We start from the raw sequence: 18,010 nt of genomic DNA on the forward strand, positions 1-18,010 counted from the left end.
GATGCTGCGCCGCCATCCGCATCAGGGGAATTCGAGTCCATGCCCGTCGACACCAAAGCCGCCACCGATCGTCTCATGCGCTTTCTCACTGTCGAGGGCGTCACCGGACAGGAGGCGGCGATCGGGCGGGAGCTCACGGCTGCGCTGAAGGAGAGCGGCGTTCCGGCCAAGGCGATCCGGCTCGACGACGCCAACACGCGCATTCCGGTGCCGACCGAGACCGGCAACCTCATCGTCGACCTGCCCGGCCGCGGCGCGCTGCACAACCAGCCGCGGATCATGTTCATGACCCACATGGACACGGTGCCGCTGTGCGCCGGTGCGAAGCCAAAGCTGTCCGGGCGCAAGATCGTCAACGACGCCAAGACCGCGCTCGGCGGCGACAATCGCTGCGGCTGCGGCGTGCTGGTGACGCTGGCGGCCGAGCTCGAAAAGCAGAAGCTCGATCATCCGCCGATCACGCTTCTGTTCTGCGTGCGCGAGGAGAGCGGGCTCTATGGCGCGCGCCACGTCAAGCTGGACGAGCTCGGCAAGCCGGTGATGGCGTTCAACTATGACGGCGGCTCGGCCTCCAATGTCGTGATTGGGGCGGTCGGCGCCGACCGCTGGACCGTCGAAATCTTCGGCCGCGCCTCGCATGCCGGCGTCGCACCGGAGCGCGGCATCTCCTCGACCATGATCATGGCGCTCGCGCTTGCGGACGTGAAGGCCGGCGGCTGGTTCGGCAAGGTGGTGAAGGGCAAGAAGCAAGGCAGCAGCAATGTCGGTCCGGTCACCGGGGGCGAAGGCCGCCCCGCGGGCGATGCCACCAACGTCGTCACCGACTACGTGCATGTGCGCGGCGAGAGCCGCAGCCATGACGGAAAATTCTTCAAGGAGATCACCAAGGCCTACAAGGCCGCGTTCGAGAAGGCCGCCAAGAAGGTCACCAACGCGCAAGGCAAGTCCGGCAAGGTCAAGTTCAAGGCCGAGACCGACTATTATCCGTTCCGCATGAAGGAGAACCTGCCGGTGGTCAAACGCGCGATCGAGGCGGTGTCTGCCGTCGGCGGAACGGCGAACGTGCGCGCCGCCAATGGCGGCCTGGACGCCAACTGGATGGTCCGCCACGGCGTTCCGACCGTGACCTTCGGTGCCGGCCAGAACGAGGCGCACACGGTCGACGAATGGATCAATCTCGACGAATACGACCGCGCCTGCGCGCTGGCGGTGCAGCTGGCGACGATGCGGTGAGATGGCAAACGGCACGTCATCGCGCTTCAACACGGCTCTGATCTAACGGGTCGATCGCGGCTTCCGTGAAGTCCGCGCCTGTCCCGTGCTGCCATCGATGGCGAGCACCGTCACGCGGTTCCTCGGCCGCAATCAAACCGAGTCAGGAGCAAACCTCCGCCATCAACTCCAAGTAGATTCAGATCCAAGCGTGACCGCAGTGCGTCTCGCCGAGACCTCCGCTGTTTTCAGAGTCACGTGACTGAGATGAAATGGGAGTGATGCGCCATGCGCACGATGCCGAACGACACCCTGATTCTCACCTTTCCGGACTTCAGCCAAACCGCGACCATCGTCGGAGATCCCAACTTCCCGATCGATGGCTGGGGCGGGAACGACACGGTGACGGCAACCATCCTCAACGCGGACGTGTTCGTTACGCTGATCGGCGAAGACACGGTCATGCAGGGCAATTCCCACGGCGGCAACGACACGCTCACGGCGAATGTGGACTATCCCTTTAGCGGCGCCACCATTATGGGCGACGCCGAGACCATGTTGGGCAATGCTGCAGGCGGCAGCGACACGCTCTCCGCCGACGCCGGCGGCAATTTCCGCTCCAACATCTCCATTTACGGAGATGCCGGAGGCGACATGTCGGGCAACACGCAAGGGGGCAATGACACGCTGACAGGCGTGACCGGCGGGCGCGCCTTCGAGAACGTGTTCAGCGGTGATGCCGGGGGATCCATGAGCGACAACGCGCATGGCGGCAACGACACGCTGAACGTGTTCGAATATGCATACGAAAGCACGGCGACCCTCAGCGGGGATGCCGTCGGTGCCATGACGGGCAATACAATCGGTGGCAACGACGACCTCACGCTCGGCATCAGCAGCGGCATGGCGATTGGAGGTGGAACGCTGGCTGGCGATTCGCTCACGTCATTGACCGACAATGCCCAGGGTGGCAACGACACCCTGACCTTCGTGACGAATGGCGGCGAGCCGCCGCCGGCCGTCTACGGCTCCCAGCTGATTGGCGACGCAATGAACATGTCCGGCAGTGCGCGTGGCGGCAATGACATCCTCAACGGCGGAGAGTTCACCGATCATCTCTACGGCGATGCGCGGACTTATGCGCCATCTACCCCTGGCTCCATCACCGGCGGCACGGACACGCTGAACGGCGGCGCGGGTAATGATCAGCTGTGGGGCGGGCCGAACAACGATGTTTTCGTCTTCACGGCCGGCTCCGGCAACGACGTCATCAACGACTTCAATCAAGGCAACATGGCGGTCGGCAGCACCGCGGGGGAACTCGACGTGATCAACCTGCACGACTATGGTTTTGCCGACTGGGCGACCCTGTCCGGCCTCATCAGCGATGACAGCTCGGGCAATGCGGTGATTCACCTCACTGCCAATGACACCATCACCCTGAGCGGAGTGCATGCGGCCTCGCTGGAGGCGACTGACTTCATAGTCTAGCGTAAGGTGGGTTAGCCCCGCGGATTGCGCGAAGCGCAAACCGCGGGGCGTAACCCACCATCTTCGTATCCGCGGAGACAGACGTGGTGGGTTACGCCAGCGGACTGCGCTTCGCGCATCCGCTAGCTAACCCACCCTACGAAGAAGAAGAACCAAAGACAGGGAGGCACCATGCCGCGCATTGCAAACATCGAGACCGGGCTCTACCGGATCCCCCTCCCCATCACGCTGTCGGACTCCACGCATGGCGACATGACGGCGTTCGAGCTGATCACCTGCCGCATCCGCGATGCCGATGGCACCGAGGGCGTCGGCTACACCTATACGGTCGGGCGCAACGGCGGGGCTGTGGCCGACATTCTCGAGCGCGAGATCCCGCCGCTGGTCGAAGGACGCGAGGCCGACGATACCGAGGCGATCTGGCATCATGTCTGGTGGGGGCTGCATTATGGCGGGCGCGGCGGGCCGGCGGTGCTGGCGCTCTCGGCACTCGACATCGCGCTGTGGGATCTGAAGGCGCGGCGCGCCAAGCTGCCGCTGTACCGCCTGCTCGGCGGCTTCGATGCGCATGTGCCGTGCTACGCCGGCGGCATCGACCTCGATCTCTCCGTCGATGCGCTGCTGAGGCAGACCGACGGCAATCTCGCCAAGGGATTTCGCGCCATCAAGATGAAGGTCGGCCGGCCCGACCTCAAGGCCGATGTCGCGCGCATCTCCGCGATGCGGCAGCATCTCGGCGACGGCTTTCCGTTGATGGCGGATGCCAACATGAAATGGACGGTCGAGGAGGCGATCCGGGCCGCGCGCGCTTTCGTTCCTTTCGACCTCACCTGGCTGGAGGAGCCGATCATCCCCGACGACGTCGCCGGCCATCTGCGTATCATGCAGGCGGGCGGCGTGCCGATCGCGGCGGGCGAGAATCTGCGCTCGCTGTGGGAGTTCAAGAACTACATCGCCAATGGAGCGGTGTCCTACCCGGAGCCCGACGTCACCAATTGCGGCGGCGTCAGCGCGTTCATGAAGATCGCGCGGCTCGCGGAAGCGTTCAACCTGCCCGTCACCAGCCATGGCGCGCATGACATCACCGTGCACCTGCTCGCGGCCTGCCCGAACCGATCCTATCTGGAAGCGCACGGCTTCGGGCTCGACAAGTATATCGAGCATCCGCTGGTGCTGAAGGACGGGCTGGCGCTGGCGCCCGATCGGCCGGGTCATGGGATCGGGTTTGACTGGAAGGGGCTGGCGAAGCTGTCATAACACCCATGCTCGTCATTCCGGGGCGCGACGAAGTCGCGAACCCGGAATGACGGGGAAAGAGCGGCGTGCTTTGCACGCGAGCCATTTGCTGGCGCTTGATGCAGCGGTCCAATAATCGGCTATGCTGACGGCAACCGACACCTTGCGAAAGACCCCTGCCTTGTCCCCCGAACTGCACCAGAAACTGACTGTGTGGCGCCGGCATCTGCATGCCCACCCGGAGCTGTCGCTCCAGGAGAAAGAGACCTCTGCCTTCGTGCAGGACAAGCTCACTGAGCTCGGCATTCCCTTCGAGGCTGGCATCGGCGGCCACGGCATCGTCGCGACCTTGAGGCGCGGCCACGCGCAGAGGCGGGTCGGCCTGCGCGCCGACATGGATGCGCTGCCGATCACCGAGGATACCGGACTGCCGTACGCTTCGACGACGTCCGGCGTGATGCATGCGTGCGGCCATGACGGCCATACCGCCTCGCTGCTGGGCGCTGCAGCGCTGCTCGCCACTGATACCGATTGGAGCGGCACGGTCGATTTCATCTTCCAGCCGGCCGAGGAAGGCTTTGGCGGCTCGCGGGCGATGGTCGCGGCCGGGCTGTTCGATCGCTTTCCGATGGAGCGGATATTCGGCTTCCACAACTGGCCGGGCCTTGCCGCCGGCACCATCGCCGTGCACGACGGCGTCGTCATGGCCTCCGGCGGGCGCATCACCATCACGATCGAGGGTCACGCCGGGCACGCCGGCATGCCGCACCTGACGCGCGATCCCGTGGTGGCGGCCGGGCACCTCATCGTTGCACTGCAATCGGTCACCTCGCGCGGCGTCGACCCGCTCGACACCGCCGTGCTGTCGCTGTGCACGATCGAAGGCGGCACCGCGCCGAACCAGATCGCCGGACGCGTCACCATCCGCGGCACGCTGCGCTACCACCGCGAGGCGGTCAAGGACGTCATCCTCGACGGCATCGAGCGCAGCTGCGCCGGAATCGCGACCAGCTTCGGCGTCAAGGTCACGCCCGAGATCGTCTGGGGCGTCGGCGTCGTGATCAACACGCCTGATGAGGCCGACCTCGCGCGCATCGCCGCAGAGAAGGTGCAGGCGCCGGTGCGGCGCGATCTCGCGCCCAGCATGGCCGGCGAGGATTTTGCCCATTATCTGCAGCAGCGGCCCGGCGCCTTCGTCTGGATCGGCAATGGCGAGTTGCGCGAGGGCGCCGAGCTGCACGGTCCGCGCTACGATTTCAACGACGCGATCCTGCCGGTGGCCTCGCGCTGGATGGCCGAGGTCGCCAAGGCGGCGCTGGCGTCAAATTAACTTAGGAGATTTCGCGCGGCAGCTTCCAGTCCGGCCGCGGCGCGAATGTCTCGTCCACGCGCTCGACGTGATAGCCGGCGGGCAGAAGGTGGCCGCCCTCCTCGTCGGCAACGGGCACGTCGGTGACGAGGCCTTCGATCAAGGCGGCTTCCCACACTTCCTTCTCGGTCGGAAAGGGATTGCCGATCTGCTTGTCGCCTTCGAACAGCGCGTACATCGGTTCCGGTCCTCAGCGTTGATGCTCACGAGAAACGTATCGGCCGCACGGACGTTCCCTCCGGCAAATGGCAACGGATGGTACGTGAAACATGGCGCGCGTTCTGATCGGAACTTCGGGCTGGCACTACGCCTCCTGGCGCGGCCCGTTCTTCCCCAAGGGCGTGACGCTGAAGCAGCAGCTCAGCTACTATGCCGGGGAGTTCGACACCACGGAGCTGAACGGGGTGTTCTACCGTACGCCGACGCCGGAGGCGGTGACGGGATGGCGGGAGCAGACCGGCCGCGATTTCGTGTTCGCCTGGAAAGCCTCGAAATTCATCACGCACTGGAAGCGCCTGTCGGAGCGCTCCGTCAACAGCCTCGAGCTGCTGGAGGACCGCATCTCCAGGCTCGGCGGCAAGGCCGGTCCGATCCTGTTCCAGCTGCCGCCGCAATTCGAGGCGAATGCGGACCGGCTCGCCTCGTTCTTCAAGCTGCTGTCGCGAAAGCGGCGCTACAGTTTCGAATTCCGTCATCCGAGCTGGTATCAGCCGCGCATCCTGCGCATGCTGGCGGAAGAGAACATCTCTCTGTGCCTGTCCGATCATCACGACGCGCCGGCGCCGTGGAAGCGCACGGCGGATTTCGTCTATGTGCGCGGACACGGGCCAAGCGGGCGCTATCACGGGCACTATACCAAACCCACGCTGGCGCAATGGGCCAAGCGCATCAAGTCGTGGAAGCGGCAGGGCTGCGACGTCTACGTCTATTTCGACAACGACCAGAAGAGTGCGGCACCGGCCGATGCGAAGGCGCTGAAGCAGCTGCTGTGAGTTAGATGATGCCGCCTTGCCGGAGCGCCGCGATCTCGTCTGCATTGTAGCCGAGATCGGCGAGGACGCGGTCGGTGTGCTCGCCGAGCGTCGGCGGACGGTGCGCGATCTCGCCCGGCGTTTCCGACAGCAGCACCGCGGCGCGGGCAACCGGGGCCTGCTTCGGCAGGCCGGGATAGTCGACGTCCTGCATGAAGCCGGCGGCGCGGATGTGCGGATGATCCAACGCCTGTTGCGGCGAGAGCACGGGACCGGTCGGAATCATCGCCTGGCCCAGCGTGTCGACGGCCTCCTGCGTGGTGCGCTCGGCGCACCAGCGCGCCATCCGCTCGCTGACGATGCGGCCGTTATTGCCGCGGCTGATGTCGTCGGCAAAGCGCGGATCATTCAGCCACACATCCTCCTCGCCCATCAGCCGCGCCCAGCGCTTGAACAGCGGATGGCCGGTGACCTGGCACAGCACCCAGCCGTCTTTGGTGCGGTAGATGTCGGCAGGTGCCGCGGTCTGACCGAGATTGCCCGTCGGCACGCGGTTGACGTCGATGACGGCCTGCTCGATCAGCGTGGCATTGGTGAAGGACAGAGCGGTTGCGAGCAGCGCGCCCTCGACGATCTGCCCCCGCCCGGACTTGCCGCGCTCGATCAGCGCGGCGAGCGTGCCGAACGCGCAGTGCAGCGCAGTGCCGAAATCGACCCAGTTCACCGCGGCGCGGTACGGCGGATCCCCGGTGCCGGTCATGTACACCGAGCCCGACATCACCTGGCCGACGCCGTCGAAGCCGACGCGGTCGGACCACGGGCCCGGCCCGCCGAACGCGGTCGCCGTGGTCAGGATGATGTCCGGCTTGATTGCCTTCAGCGAGTCGTAGTCGAGCTTCATCGCGCGCAGGGTCTGCGGCGGCAGGTTGGCGACCACGACGTCCGCGGTCGCGATCAGGCGGCGCATCACCTCCTGCCCTTCCGCCTTCATCGGATCGAGCGTGATGCCCTTCTTGTTGCGGTTGATCTGGAGGAACAGCGCGCCCTCGCCGCCTTCACCCACCGGCGCGACGAACCGATCCTCGCTGCCGTCGCGCTTCTCGACGCGGATGACCTCGGCCCCGAACTCGGCCAGCAATGTCGCGCAATAGGGGCCGGCGATATAGCGCCCGAAATCGAGCACGCGCACGCCCTCCAAGACTCCTCCCATCGCACCCTTCCCTGTTGTTTTTTGCAGATTACAGGGACTGGCCGCCAGGGCAAGTTGGGAAGCGACACGAGCGGCCCTCGGCTATGCGGCGACGGCCTCGTAGATATCTTCCTCCTGAGCCGTGTGCATGCGCACCAGCGTTTCGATCGCCTCGATCACGCGCTGAGCGTCTCGAATGAGGTAGCGGTCGATCTTCTCCGACGGCAGGTCCGCCCCGATCCGGGCGAGCAGCCGGGCGAGATGGAGTATCTCGCGATGCGCACGGCTCATTGCAGAAAGCCCGTGGCGGTCGCGCAGCACCTCCGTGAGCTTCGGGTAGACGCTGTCTTCATCTTCGCGTTCGTGCATCACGACGCTGCCCTGAACCAGTCGATCCGCCTCACCGATCAACGCAGCGGCAGATTCGGGCCCCGCATCGTCTAGCGCGTCGACGATCTGGCGCAAGCGGCCGAGATCCCTGAGCAGGGCCTGATGATCGTGATGCAACGTCAGCCCCTGCTCTGCGGTGAGGCGCGGACCACGCCTGACGAGGGCCGGATTGAGCGCTCGCAGCGCGTTCAGAATGACGGCGACGTCGATCACTTCCTGAACGATCGCGGCGGGTACGGGATCGAGCCAGCCGAGGCTGGCAGCGGCCATGGCCGCCAGCGACAACCCCATCCCGACGAAGATGCTTTGCAGGGCAATGCGCCGCGCGCGCTGCGCGATGACGATCGCTTCGCCGACCCGATCCAGCCGATCGGTGAGAATCACCACGTCTGCCGCCTCGGAGGAGGCGCTTGCACCGCGCGCGCCGAGCGCGACCCCGGTGTCAGCGGCGGCCAGCGCCGGGGCGTCGTTGATGCCGTCGCCGACCATGACGGTCGAATGCAGCCGCTGTTCGCTACGCACCGCTTCGACCTTGTCCGAGGGAACGCGATCGGCCAGCACGGCATCCAGATCGAGCGCCGCTCCGATGGCCTGCGCCGCTGCGGCGCGATCACCCGTGACCATCACCATCCGCGCGATGCCGGCATCGCGCAGCAGCCGGATTGCGCGTGGCGTATCGGCTCGCAATTCGTCCGCCAGCAGCAACGCGCCGACGAGACGGCCGTCCACGGCGACAAAGACGATCAGCGCCGAGCGCCACGAGGCACGTCGAATTGCCCGCAGCTCCCAGGGCGAGAGCTCGGCCCGCGAGAGAAGCATCTCTCGCGAGCCCGCCATGACGCAACGTCCATCGATCTGGCCGCTGAGGCCGGCACCCATGGTCTCCTTGACGTGTTCCGGCGGCTTCAGCTCGAGCCTACGGGCAAGGGCCGCCGCGACGATGGCCTTCGCCAGCACGTGGTGCGACGCTTGCTCGAGCGACGCCCCGAGCGTGAGGACCTCGTCCGGATCCTCGCTCGGCGCAACTTCCACGGACAGCAACCGCGCCCCGCCCACCGTCAGGGTACCGGTCTTATCGAACAACACGGTGTGAGCGCGGGCCAACGCCTCCAGCGCCTTTCCGCCCTTGATCAGTATCCCGCGGCGGGCCGCTTGCGCCACGCCGGCGATGAAGGCGACGGGCGCGGCCAGAATCAAGGGGCACGGCGTCGCCGCCACCAGCACGGCAAGGCTGCGGGTGACGTCGCCGGAAATGTGCCATGCCAAGAAGGAGACGAGGAGCGTCACCGGCAGAAAGATCAGCGCATAGCGGTCGGCCAACCGCACGAAGGGAGCTTTCGCCGTTTGCGCCGCCGTCACCATGCGCACGATGCCCGCATAGGTGCTCTCGCTGGCCGCTGCGGTCACGGTCAATTGGAAGGTCTCACCCGCATTCAGCGAACCGGAAAGAACGGCGCTTCCGCGTGTCTTCTCCACCGGAATCGGTTCGCCGGTAACCGCGGACTCGTCGATCGTGGCGAAGGCGGACGCAACGACGCCGTCGACTGGTACGATCTCGCCGGCCTTGACCAGGAGCTCCTCGCCGACCGCGACGTCCTCGATCGGAACATCCTCGATCCGCTCGCCGGATTTGCGATGGACCTGCCGCGGCGCCCGATCAACTAGGGATCGCAGATCATGCTCCGCCCGTGCGACTGCGATCTCCTCCAGCACGTTGCCGCCGGAATACATCAATGCGACCACGGCTCCTGCGAGCGGCTGTCCGAGCGCCAACGCCGCACTCATCGACAGCAGCGCAATCGCGTCCACTCCGACTCGGCCGCTCACCAGATCCTGGACGATCGAGACCGCCAATCCTGCAATCACCGGCGCCGTGCCGAGCGCCCACGCGACATCGGCCAGATCAGGCCGGCCCGCAGCCCGCGCGAGAGTACCCGCAATCAATCCCGCAATTGCGATCGCAACCAGAGCCCATCGCATGACCCGATCAAACGACATGGCTTGCAAACGACATGGCTTGGCGCGCCCGCCTTGATGTTCCGCTCGCTAGTGCTGCGGGGCGGAGCCCTTGCTCCTGTGCATGAACGCCATCATCTCCTCGAAAGTGAGCTTGCCGTCCTTGTCGCGATCCATTGCCTTGAAAATGCGTTCATGGGCGACCTGAAACTCGGGCAGCGAGACGTTCCCGTCTCCATCAGCATCCATCAGCGCGTAAACGATGCGGAAGACGACCGGTGGCTCCATGGCGGCACCGCCCATCGCGCCATGCCCTTTCATTCCTTGTCCCATCATTCCTTGTCCCATCATCCCGCGCCCCATCATTCCCATCATGTCTCCACCGCGCATCGGGCTCTGCCGCTCGGCGGATGGGTTGGCAGGAGAACTCGACTGCGGGGATGCCGGCGTCTGCTCCTGTCCGGGATGATGACCTTGATGGTCCGCTGGCGATTGAGCCAGAGCTGGCTGGCCCAGGATGGCGAACAGCAACGCTGCAGCAACGGTTCGACCTGGCATAACGCTTCCTCCGGCCTTGATGTCGGTCGGACGAGGTTGTCGAACTTCATCGAGTTTGCCTTGACGCAAGTCAAGAAGGCGGCTTGTGCGCCAGGGTTTTTCACCCCGGCTTCCACAACGACACCGTCTCGATCGGCTCGCGCGGTTTGCTAGGCCAAGCGGCTGATGGCACGGCTGAAGATCAATGCGCCTCCGCGAATTCCTTCTCGTGCATCCAGGCGGTGTGGCGCGGCGGGCGCTTGGTGCGCGACCATTCCTCGACCATCTCGTGTGCGACCGACTTCATGCGGTCGATCTGCTCGGGCGTGGCGGTCCAGGCCGCGATCTCCAGACGATGGCCGCTGGGATCGCGGAAATAGATCGACTTGAAGATGGTGTGGTCGGTGACGCCGACGACGTCGAGGCCGGCGGCTTCCGCCGCGCCTTGGCGTCTTCGAGCTCGGCGATGTCCTTGACCTGGAAGGCGATGTGCTGGGTCCAATCGCGCGTGTTGGATCGCGGCCCATCGGCGGGGAGTTCGGCAGCTCGAAGAAGGCACTGGCGCAGGAGGCGGAGCCGCTCAGTGTGCTGACGGCCGAGGAGACGAAGGTGCTCGACCGGGCGATGCACAAGCTCTCGGCGGCGCTGAGCTAGCGCACTGCGACCAAACGTCGGATCCGTGAAGGACTTGTCGAGACTTGAAGTCGTCCTCGCCACTCCTAAGTTCTGGCACTGCCGGGCCATGTGTCCGGCGAAACGAAACTCATGCAGAGGATCGAAAGGCCCGCGCGTTGTGCGGGCGTGCACTTGAGGGAAGTCACATGAGAAAGCTTGCTCTTGCAATCGCCGCGGCAGCAACGCTCCTCATCGGAACGGTTGCGCCGGCCTCGGCCCATTGGCGGGGCCATCATCATCACTGGGGAGGTCCGGGCATCGGTCCGGCTGTCGCGCTCGGCCTGTTCACCGGAGCACTCGCCGCCGCGGCTGCACCTCCGGTCTACTATGCGCCGGTCTATGGTCCGCCGCGATATTATTACGGCCCCCGATATTATCGGACCGTCCGGTATTATCCGGCGGCATACCCTTACTGGTATCCCTGGTGAACTGATGCAAAGGCCCGGCCTGCAACCGGGCCTTATCGCTGCCCGGCATCTCGATCGCCTGAGTACGGCGCTGCCGAGCCCCGGTTTGGGATGACTGGAACCGATGGCAGCAGAAGAAGTTCTGTCGCTGAGATGCAGGTCCGGACGCGTACCGGGCCCGAGCGCGCGCGCCAAGATGCGCCTCGACGCTAGCCCGGCCCGCGTAACACGATCGGATCTGGTCTTCGCATGAACAAGAACGCCCGTTTCAATCTCGGATATGCCATCGCCGCAATTTTCGCGGTCTTCCTGATCCAGTATCTGATTTCGGCGGCGAACCAGATCGCCGTGATCCCCTACAGCGAATACCAGCAATTGCTGCGGCAGGGGAAAGTCGAGGCGGTCGGCATCTCCGACCGCACCCTGCAGGGCACGCTGAAGGAGCCGCTGCCCGGCGGGCAGAAGCAATTCGTCACCACGCGTGTCGACCAGGACGTCGCCCAGGAGTTGGAGAAGCACAGCGTCCGCTTCACCGGGCAGATCGAGAGCACGTTTCTGCGCGACCTGTTGTCCTGGGTCATGCCGGTTCTGCTGTTCTTCGGCGTCTGGTGGTACATCGGCCGCCGCATGGCCGAGGGCGGCGGGATCGGCGGCGGGCTGATGGCGATCGGCAAGAGCAAGGCCAAGGTCTACGTCGAATCCAACACCGGCGTCACCTTTGCCGACGTCGCCGGCGTGGACGAGGCCAAAGACGAACTGCGCGAGGTTGTCGATTTCCTGAAGAACCCGACCGACTATGGCCGGCTTGGCGGCCGCATGCCGAAAGGCGTGCTGCTGGTGGGGCCGCCGGGCACCGGCAAGACCCTGCTCGCCAAGGCCGTGGCCGGCGAGGCCAGGGTGCCGTTCTTCTCGATCTCCGGCTCGGAATTCGTCGAGATGTTCGTCGGCGTCGGCGCTGCGCGGGTGCGGGACCTGTTCCAGCAGGCGCACGAAAAGGCGCCGGCCATCATCTTCATCGACGAGCTCGATGCGCTGGGCCGCGCCCGCGGCATCGGCCCGTTCGCCGGCGGCCATGACGAGAAGGAGCAGACGCTCAACCAGCTGCTCGTCGAGCTCGACGGCTTCGATTCGCGCTCCGGGCTCGTCATCCTCGCCGCCACCAACCGGCCGGAAATCCTCGATCCCGCCCTGCTCCGCGCCGGCCGCTTCGACCGGCAGGTGCTGGTCGACCGGCCCGACAAGAAGGGCCGCATCGAGATCCTCAATGTGCATATGAAGAAGGTGCGCCTGGCCGAGAATGTCGATGCAGACGCCGTTGCCGCGCTGACGCCGGGCTTCACGGGCGCGGATCTCGCCAATCTCGTCAACGAAGCCGCGCTGCTGGCGACGCGGCGCGCGGGCGAGGCGGTGACCATGAGCGATTTCAACAATGCGGTCGAGCGCATGGTCGCAGGCCTGGAAAAGCGCAACCGCCTGCTCAACGCCAGGGAACGCGAGATCGTCGCCTATCACGAGATGGGGCACGCCCTCGTCGCGCTCTCACTGCCGGGGACCGATCCCGTGCACAAGGTCTCGATCATCCCGCGCGGCGTCGGTGCGCTCGGGTACACCATCCAGCGGCCGATCGAGGACCGCTTCCTGATGACCAAGGAGGAACTGGAGAACAAGATGGCGGTGCTGCTCGGCGGCCGCGCCGCGGAGCTGATCGTATTCGGGCACTTGTCGACCGGTGCGGCGGACGATCTGCGCCGCGTCACCGACATCGCCCGCAGCATGGTGACGCGTTACGGCATGTCCGAGCGCCTGGGCAGCGTCGCCTATGAGCGCGATCCCGGCAACTTCCTTGCCGGCGCCGACCGCCCCTATCCGACCCGCGAGCGCGACTATGCCGAGGAGACCGCGGCCACCGTCGACCACGAGGTGAAAGCCATCGTCGACCAGGTCTTCCAGCGCACCCAGGCCATCCTGACCACCCGGCGGCCGATCCTGGACCGGGCCGCAAAGAAGCTGCTCGAGAAGGAGACGCTGGAGCAGGGCGAGATCGATGCGCTGATCCGGGAGATGCCCAAGGAAGGGCTGCGGGCGATCTAGGGCTCCCTCACGCAGCGCGCTTGCGCCTGATCTCGGCGGGAAGTTCGATCATCCGCCTGTCCGGTGGCGGACCGTTCGAGATGAGCGGCGCGGGCGCGCCCTCGCGCTTCGGCGTCTCGATGGCGATCCCGGGATCTGTGCTTCTGGCGTGCCATTCGATCAGGAGATGGCCGGCCACCAACATCAAGCCGGCGCAGAACAGCGCAAGAGCTGCGCTCACGAGATCACGATAGTCATCCATCCCACGAACCAAGCATGCGTGCAGCCTCATCGGCGCCTGCGTGGACCAGATTGGAATGAAGGCTCCGCGTTTCAAGAGCCTGTCTGCAGCGGCGAAGGCATACGGAAAAGGCGATCGCCGATTTCAGTCACGTCACGCTGGAACATTCGGGCCAATTCCAAATTCTAGTGGCGCCCACCGGCCTGAGGCGCCTGGGTGCCATGATCGGGCTCAGCGGATCAGGCTCGCGGTGGTTCAACCATCTTGCTCTATTGAGGATTTGGCCATGAAACCTGACTGCGCTCGGACCGCGCCGCTTTCGGCGCTTCACCTGGATCGTCGGATGGACCGGCAAGGCGCCCCGGATCGGGGCGAACGGTGCTCGTGAGGGAGGGCGCGATGTTGGTTGCCTCACTTCCTTCCCTTCACGGGGAAAGCGGGCTATCCCGCTATCTCAAGGAGATCCATCGGTTTCCGCTGCTCGAGGCATCGGATGAAGCCGACTATGCGAGGCGATTGCGCGATTGCGGCGATCGTGACGCCGCCTATCGACTGGTGACGAGCCATTTGCGGCTCGCGGCGAAGATCGCGCTGCAATATCGCCGCTATGGCCTCGCCATCGCCGACCTCATCTCGGAGGCCAATGTCGGGCTGATGCTGGCCGTCAAGCGGTTCGATCCCGAGAAAGGCTTCCGGCTTGCGACCTATGCCTCCTGGTGGATCAAGGCCTCGGTTCAGGAATACATCCTGCGATCATGGTCGCTCGTCAAGCTGGGCACCACTGCTGCGCAGAAGAAGCTGTTCTTCAACCTGCGCAAGCTGAAGAGCAGGCTTGGCGTCGCGGAGGACGGCGATCTCCGGACGGATCAGCTGACATCTATCGCGAGGCATCTCGACGTGAGGGAAGCCGAGGTCGCCGAGATGAACGGCCGGCTGCGCGGCGACATCTCACTCAACGCGCCGATCAGCGTCGAGACGGAAGGCGACCAATGGCAGGACCGGCTGGTGGATCCCTCTCCCGATCCGGAGAGTCTGCTGCTGGACGCGGCCGACCGTGAACGCACCAAGGCTGCCCTCGCCGATGCACTCGCTGCGCTGACACCGCGGGAGCGCAGCATCGTCGAGGCGCGATATCTCGACGAGCCGCAGCAGACGCTGGATGCGCTCGCCGGCAAGTTCGCCATCTCGCGCGAGCGCGTCCGACAGATCGAGGCGCGCGCGCTGCAGCGGATCAAGGTGAAGATGTTCGCACGTCTCGATGACGCGCGCCTTGCGACGTCGCATTAGGCGAGCGAAGAAGGATGCTGATCGGCCAAGGCCGATCAGCATCCCCTGCAGATATCGGGGACGAGACGTTCGGGCGAAAATTCCCGGCTCCTGCGCTCGGTCTGGCCGGACTTCCCCGGATTGCTCCGAGACGCTCCCACGGAACTGGTCGCAAGCTGCCGGGCGGGCTCGGCCGAGCTCCGCATCTCGGCACGAGGCGTGTCGGCCTCCTTGGCCTGGAGCCCATTGGCCATGCCCAACACAGCGACGGCGAGGACAATGCCTCTCATCTGATGATCCTCCTTTCGCCTGAGCGATGAGTGGCTGAACGAATGAGGAGCGGCCTCGCCGGCCGCTCCCCCGTTTCAGCTCGTGGCGGGCTCCGGCTTGTCTCGATCAGGCGGCGTGAGGTCGAGCCGGATCCCGGATGGCCCGAGGACCGGCAGCAATGTGTCCACCTTCATGGTCGGGCTGCCCCGATCCCAGCTCGACCACGGCATCGTGTCCAGGTACGGGATCGGCGGCAAGGCGAGCCGCTCAAAACTGTCCGCCGTCTTGGCGGCAGGGCCGGGGCTTTCGGCGCCAAAGGCCGCAAAAGGCACCAGCGAGAGGCCAGCCCCAACGGCCAAGGCGGCGAGCCGCCGCAACGTTTTCCGAGTGGTTTCCCCGCGAGCGGAGAAAGCACGATCCTTGATCATTTCATCCTCCTTTCGTTCGAGAACACAGTCACAGATCCATGGCAAACGAGCCCGGCCGTTCGGCCGGGCTCGCCCGTCCTTAGAAGTCCATCGCGGGAGCGCTCGGCGCTTCCGTCTTCTTCGGCTTCTCGGCCACCAGCGCTTCGGTCGTGATGAGCAGCGAGGCCACCGAGGCCGCGTCCTGCAAGGCGGTGCGCACCACCTTGGCAGGATCGATCACGCCGGCCTGGACCAGGTCCTGGTACTCGCCGGTCGCGGCATTGAAGCCCCAGGTGTAGGTCTGGTTCTCGAGCAGCTTGCCGACGACGACGGAGCCGTCCTCACCCGCATTCTGCACGATCTGCCGCGCCGGGACCTGGATGGCGCGGCGCACGATCTCCACGCCCGCCTTCTGGTCGGGATTGGCGGTCTTGACGCCGTCGAGCGCCTTGAGCGCGCGCAGCAGTGCCACGCCGCCGCCCGGCAGGATGCCTTCCTCGACCGCGGCCCGGGTCGCATGCAGAGCGTCGTCGACGCGATCCTTGCGCTCCTTGACCTCGACCTCGGTCGCGCCGCCAACCCGGATCACCGCGACGCCGCCGGCGAGCTTGGCGAGGCGCTCCTGCAGTTTCTCGCGGTCGTAGTCCGAGGTGGTTTCCTCGATCTGCGCCCTGATCTGCTGGCTGCGCGCCTCGATGTCCTTCTTGGCGCCGGCGCCGTCGACGATCGTCGTGTTCTCCTTCTCGATCACCACTTTCTTGGCACGGCCCAGCATCTTCACGGTGACGTTCTCGAGCTTGATGCCGAGATCTTCGGAGATCACGGTGCCGCCGGTGAGGATCGCGATATCCTCCAGCATCGCCTTGCGGCGGTCGCCGAAGCCCGGCGCCTTGACGGCTGCCACCTTCAGGCCGCCGCGCAGGCGGTTGACGACCAGCGTCGCCAGCGCCTCACCCTCGACCTCCTCCGCGATGATCAGGAGCGGCTTGCCGGATTGCACGACCTGCTCCAGCAGCGGCAGCACGGTCTGCAGGCCCGACAGCTTCTTCTCGTGGATCAGCACATAGGGATCTTCGAGCTCGGCCTTCATCTTCTCGGCGTTGGTGACGAAATAGGGCGAGATGTAGCCGCGGTCGAACTGCATGCCCTCGACCACTTCGAGCTCGGTGTGCAGGCTCTTCGCTTCCTCGACCGTGATCACGCCCTCATTGCCGACCTTCTGCATCGCATCCGCCAGGAAGCGGCCGATCTCGGTGTCGCCGTTGGCCGAGATGGTGCCGACCTGGGCGATCTCGTCGTTAGAGGTGATCTTCTTGGCGTGCGACTTGAGGTCGGCCACGATCGCGTCCACGGCAAGGTCGACGCCGCGCTTGAGGTCCATCGGATTCATGCCGGCCGCGACGGCCTTGGCGCCCTCCTTGACGATGGCCTGCGCCAGCACGGTCGCCGTGGTGGTGCCGTCTCCGGCGAGATCACTGGTCTTCGAGGCGACCTCGCGCACCATCTGGGCGCCCATATTCTCGAACTTGTCCTCGAGCTCGATTTCCTTGGCGACGGTGACGCCGTCCTTGGTGATGCGAGGCGCGCCGAACGATTTCTCGAGGACGACGTTGCGTCCCTTTGGACCGAGCGTGACCTTCACCGCATTCGCCAGTGTGTCGACGCCCTGCAGCATGCGCTCGCGGGCCTCGGTCGCGAACTTCACGTCCTTGGTAGCCATGTTGTTAAACTCCTTTCCGTTCGATGACTGTCAGCGTTACGCCGCCTTCTTCAGCGTGCCGGCCTGCTCGGCCACGCCGAGAAGATCGCTTTCCTTCATGATCAACAGCTCCTCGCCGTCGATCTTAACCTCCGTGCCCGACCACTTGCCGAACAGCACCCGGTCGCCGACCTTGACGTCGAGCGGCACAAGCTGGCCCTGCTCGTTTCGCCCGCCCGGCCCCACGGCGATGACCTCGCCCTGCTGCGGCTTCTCCTTGGCGGTGTCGGGAATGATGATGCCGCCGGCGGTCTTCTCCTCGGCATCGATGCGGCGCACGAGCACACGGTCGTGCAACGGGCGGAAATGCATGCACATCCTCCTTGGGTAGGTTCAGCGATGTCCAAAATCCGGGTCCGGAACCGGCCCCCGGGCGGCAAACGACCTAGGAATGGGTCGAATTCCGTTCAAGGGTCACAGCAGGAAAAAACTGTCGCAGGGCGCCTCCGTGGAAGCAGCGGCGGCTGGCGAGACGGCAATCGGCATGTCGTCCGCGCCGGCAGGAGGTGACCGGCGGAAAATTTCGACGGCCGGAAACTATGCTTTAAGATGCACCCGTTCGTC

Annotated in this window: 16 protein-coding genes and 1 pseudogene; 8 read left to right on the forward strand and 9 right to left on the reverse strand. The window is 65.4% G+C overall.

The window, feature by feature from the left end; translation table 11 throughout:
- The first annotated feature begins 39 nt into the window (after positions 1-39).
- From I6F17_RS01220 to I6F17_RS01235, 4 genes are all read left to right on the forward strand, one after another.
- Positions 40-1,233: a M20/M25/M40 family metallo-hydrolase gene (locus I6F17_RS01220; RefSeq protein ID WP_225123747.1), complete on the forward strand. Its 1,194-nt coding sequence runs from the start codon at positions 40-42 to the stop codon at positions 1,231-1,233.
- Positions 1,234-1,500: 267 nt separating this feature from the next.
- Positions 1,501-2,703 (forward strand): hypothetical protein, encoded by a 1,203-nt coding sequence (locus tag I6F17_RS01225; RefSeq protein ID WP_225123748.1) that lies wholly within the window; start codon positions 1,501-1,503, stop codon positions 2,701-2,703.
- A gap of 171 nt (positions 2,704-2,874) precedes the next feature.
- Complete coding sequence (locus tag I6F17_RS01230; RefSeq protein WP_225123749.1) at positions 2,875-3,960, forward strand: mandelate racemase/muconate lactonizing enzyme family protein; 1,086 nt, start codon at positions 2,875-2,877, stop codon at positions 3,958-3,960.
- Positions 3,961-4,120: 160 nt separating this feature from the next.
- On the forward strand, positions 4,121-5,269 hold the full coding sequence (locus I6F17_RS01235; protein ID WP_225123750.1) for an amidohydrolase: 1,149 nt from the start codon (positions 4,121-4,123) through the stop codon (positions 5,267-5,269).
- Between the two features lies 1 nt (position 5,270).
- Here the strand turns inward: I6F17_RS01235 and I6F17_RS01240 are convergent, their stop codons facing one another.
- Positions 5,271-5,486, reverse strand: coding sequence for a hypothetical protein (locus I6F17_RS01240; protein ID WP_036004204.1), 216 nt, complete (start codon positions 5,484-5,486; stop codon positions 5,271-5,273).
- 91 nt (positions 5,487-5,577) lie between these two features.
- On the opposite strand from I6F17_RS01240, the gene I6F17_RS01245 reads away from it, so the two are divergent.
- Positions 5,578-6,300, forward strand: a complete 723-nt coding sequence (locus tag I6F17_RS01245) for a DUF72 domain-containing protein (protein WP_225123751.1) — start codon at positions 5,578-5,580, stop codon at positions 6,298-6,300.
- Position 6,301: 1 nt separating this feature from the next.
- Here the strand turns inward: I6F17_RS01245 and I6F17_RS01250 are convergent, their stop codons facing one another.
- The 4 genes and pseudogenes from I6F17_RS01250 to I6F17_RS01265 form a co-directional block, all read right to left on the reverse strand.
- The gene (locus I6F17_RS01250) at positions 6,302-7,489 is read right to left on the reverse strand and encodes a CoA transferase (RefSeq protein ID WP_225123752.1); all 1,188 of its coding nucleotides are present in this window, start codon (positions 7,487-7,489) and stop codon (positions 6,302-6,304) included.
- 81 nt (positions 7,490-7,570) lie between these two features.
- Positions 7,571-9,856 carry a heavy metal translocating P-type ATPase gene (locus tag I6F17_RS01255; RefSeq protein WP_225123753.1) on the reverse strand — a complete coding sequence of 762 codons (2,286 nt, stop codon included), beginning with the start codon at positions 9,854-9,856 and terminating at the stop codon, positions 7,571-7,573.
- Positions 9,857-9,904: 48 nt separating this feature from the next.
- On the reverse strand, positions 9,905-10,372 hold the full coding sequence (locus I6F17_RS01260) for an EF-hand domain-containing protein (RefSeq protein WP_225123754.1): 468 nt from the start codon (positions 10,370-10,372) through the stop codon (positions 9,905-9,907).
- 181 nt (positions 10,373-10,553) lie between these two features.
- Positions 10,554-10,908, reverse strand: a pseudogene (locus I6F17_RS01265) (VOC family protein); the annotation flags it as partial.
- Between the two features lie 264 nt (positions 10,909-11,172).
- Between I6F17_RS01265 and I6F17_RS01270 the strand changes: the two are divergent.
- Together I6F17_RS01270 and ftsH are read left to right on the forward strand one after the other, a co-directional pair.
- The gene (locus tag I6F17_RS01270; protein ID WP_225123755.1) at positions 11,173-11,454 is read left to right on the forward strand and encodes a hypothetical protein; all 282 of its coding nucleotides are present in this window, start codon (positions 11,173-11,175) and stop codon (positions 11,452-11,454) included.
- A gap of 228 nt (positions 11,455-11,682) precedes the next feature.
- Positions 11,683-13,524, forward strand: coding sequence for an ATP-dependent zinc metalloprotease FtsH (gene ftsH / locus I6F17_RS01275; protein ID WP_225123756.1), 1,842 nt, complete (start codon positions 11,683-11,685; stop codon positions 13,522-13,524).
- A gap of 7 nt (positions 13,525-13,531) precedes the next feature.
- Here the strand turns inward: ftsH and I6F17_RS01280 are convergent, their stop codons facing one another.
- A complete protein-coding gene (locus tag I6F17_RS01280; RefSeq protein WP_225123757.1) occupies positions 13,532-13,765 on the reverse strand; it encodes a hypothetical protein in 234 nt (77 codons plus the stop codon).
- Between the two features lie 378 nt (positions 13,766-14,143).
- Here I6F17_RS01280 and rpoH point away from each other — a divergent pair, with 378 nt between their 5' ends.
- On the forward strand, positions 14,144-15,031 hold the full coding sequence (rpoH, locus tag I6F17_RS01285; protein ID WP_225123758.1) for an RNA polymerase sigma factor RpoH: 888 nt from the start codon (positions 14,144-14,146) through the stop codon (positions 15,029-15,031).
- 344 nt (positions 15,032-15,375) lie between these two features.
- Here the strand turns inward: rpoH and I6F17_RS01290 are convergent, their stop codons facing one another.
- The 3 genes from I6F17_RS01290 to groES form a co-directional block, all read right to left on the reverse strand.
- Positions 15,376-15,708 carry a hypothetical protein gene (locus I6F17_RS01290; RefSeq protein ID WP_036002054.1) on the reverse strand — a complete coding sequence of 111 codons (333 nt, stop codon included), beginning with the start codon at positions 15,706-15,708 and terminating at the stop codon, positions 15,376-15,378.
- A gap of 79 nt (positions 15,709-15,787) precedes the next feature.
- Entirely contained in the window at positions 15,788-17,407 is a 1,620-nt protein-coding gene (groL, locus tag I6F17_RS01295; RefSeq protein ID WP_225123759.1) for a chaperonin GroEL, read from the reverse strand.
- A 36-nt stretch (positions 17,408-17,443) separates the two neighbouring features.
- Positions 17,444-17,758 carry a co-chaperone GroES gene (gene groES, locus I6F17_RS01300; RefSeq protein WP_036020204.1) on the reverse strand — a complete coding sequence of 105 codons (315 nt, stop codon included), beginning with the start codon at positions 17,756-17,758 and terminating at the stop codon, positions 17,444-17,446.
- Positions 17,759-18,010: the final 252 nt, after the last annotated feature.

The organism is Bradyrhizobium sp. NBAIM18, assembly GCF_020193825.1.
Classification (GTDB): domain Bacteria; phylum Pseudomonadota; class Alphaproteobacteria; order Rhizobiales; family Xanthobacteraceae; genus Bradyrhizobium; species Bradyrhizobium yuanmingense.

Coding starts and splice junctions, on each gene's coding strand:
- I6F17_RS01245 (WP_225123751.1), top strand. CDS start 5,578: ATGGCGCGCGTTCTGATCGGAACTTCGGGCTGGCACTACGCCTCCTGG.
- I6F17_RS01260 (WP_225123754.1), bottom strand. CDS start 10,372: ATGCCAGGTCGAACCGTTGCTGCAGCGTTGCTGTTCGCCATCCTGGGC.
- I6F17_RS01250 (WP_225123752.1), bottom strand. CDS start 7,489: ATGGGAGGAGTCTTGGAGGGCGTGCGCGTGCTCGATTTCGGGCGCTAT.
- I6F17_RS01220 (WP_225123747.1), top strand. CDS start 40: ATGCCCGTCGACACCAAAGCCGCCACCGATCGTCTCATGCGCTTTCTC.
- I6F17_RS01270 (WP_225123755.1), top strand. CDS start 11,173: ATGAGAAAGCTTGCTCTTGCAATCGCCGCGGCAGCAACGCTCCTCATC.
- rpoH (WP_225123758.1), top strand. CDS start 14,144: ATGTTGGTTGCCTCACTTCCTTCCCTTCACGGGGAAAGCGGGCTATCC.
- I6F17_RS01280 (WP_225123757.1), bottom strand. CDS start 13,765: ATGGATGACTATCGTGATCTCGTGAGCGCAGCTCTTGCGCTGTTCTGC.
- I6F17_RS01255 (WP_225123753.1), bottom strand. CDS start 9,856: ATGTCGTTTGATCGGGTCATGCGATGGGCTCTGGTTGCGATCGCAATT.
- groES (WP_036020204.1), bottom strand. CDS start 17,758: ATGCATTTCCGCCCGTTGCACGACCGTGTGCTCGTGCGCCGCATCGAT.
- I6F17_RS01230 (WP_225123749.1), top strand. CDS start 2,875: ATGCCGCGCATTGCAAACATCGAGACCGGGCTCTACCGGATCCCCCTC.
- I6F17_RS01290 (WP_036002054.1), bottom strand. CDS start 15,708: ATGATCAAGGATCGTGCTTTCTCCGCTCGCGGGGAAACCACTCGGAAA.
- I6F17_RS01225 (WP_225123748.1), top strand. CDS start 1,501: ATGCGCACGATGCCGAACGACACCCTGATTCTCACCTTTCCGGACTTC.
- I6F17_RS01240 (WP_036004204.1), bottom strand. CDS start 5,486: ATGTACGCGCTGTTCGAAGGCGACAAGCAGATCGGCAATCCCTTTCCG.
- groL (WP_225123759.1), bottom strand. CDS start 17,407: ATGGCTACCAAGGACGTGAAGTTCGCGACCGAGGCCCGCGAGCGCATG.
- ftsH (WP_225123756.1), top strand. CDS start 11,683: ATGAACAAGAACGCCCGTTTCAATCTCGGATATGCCATCGCCGCAATT.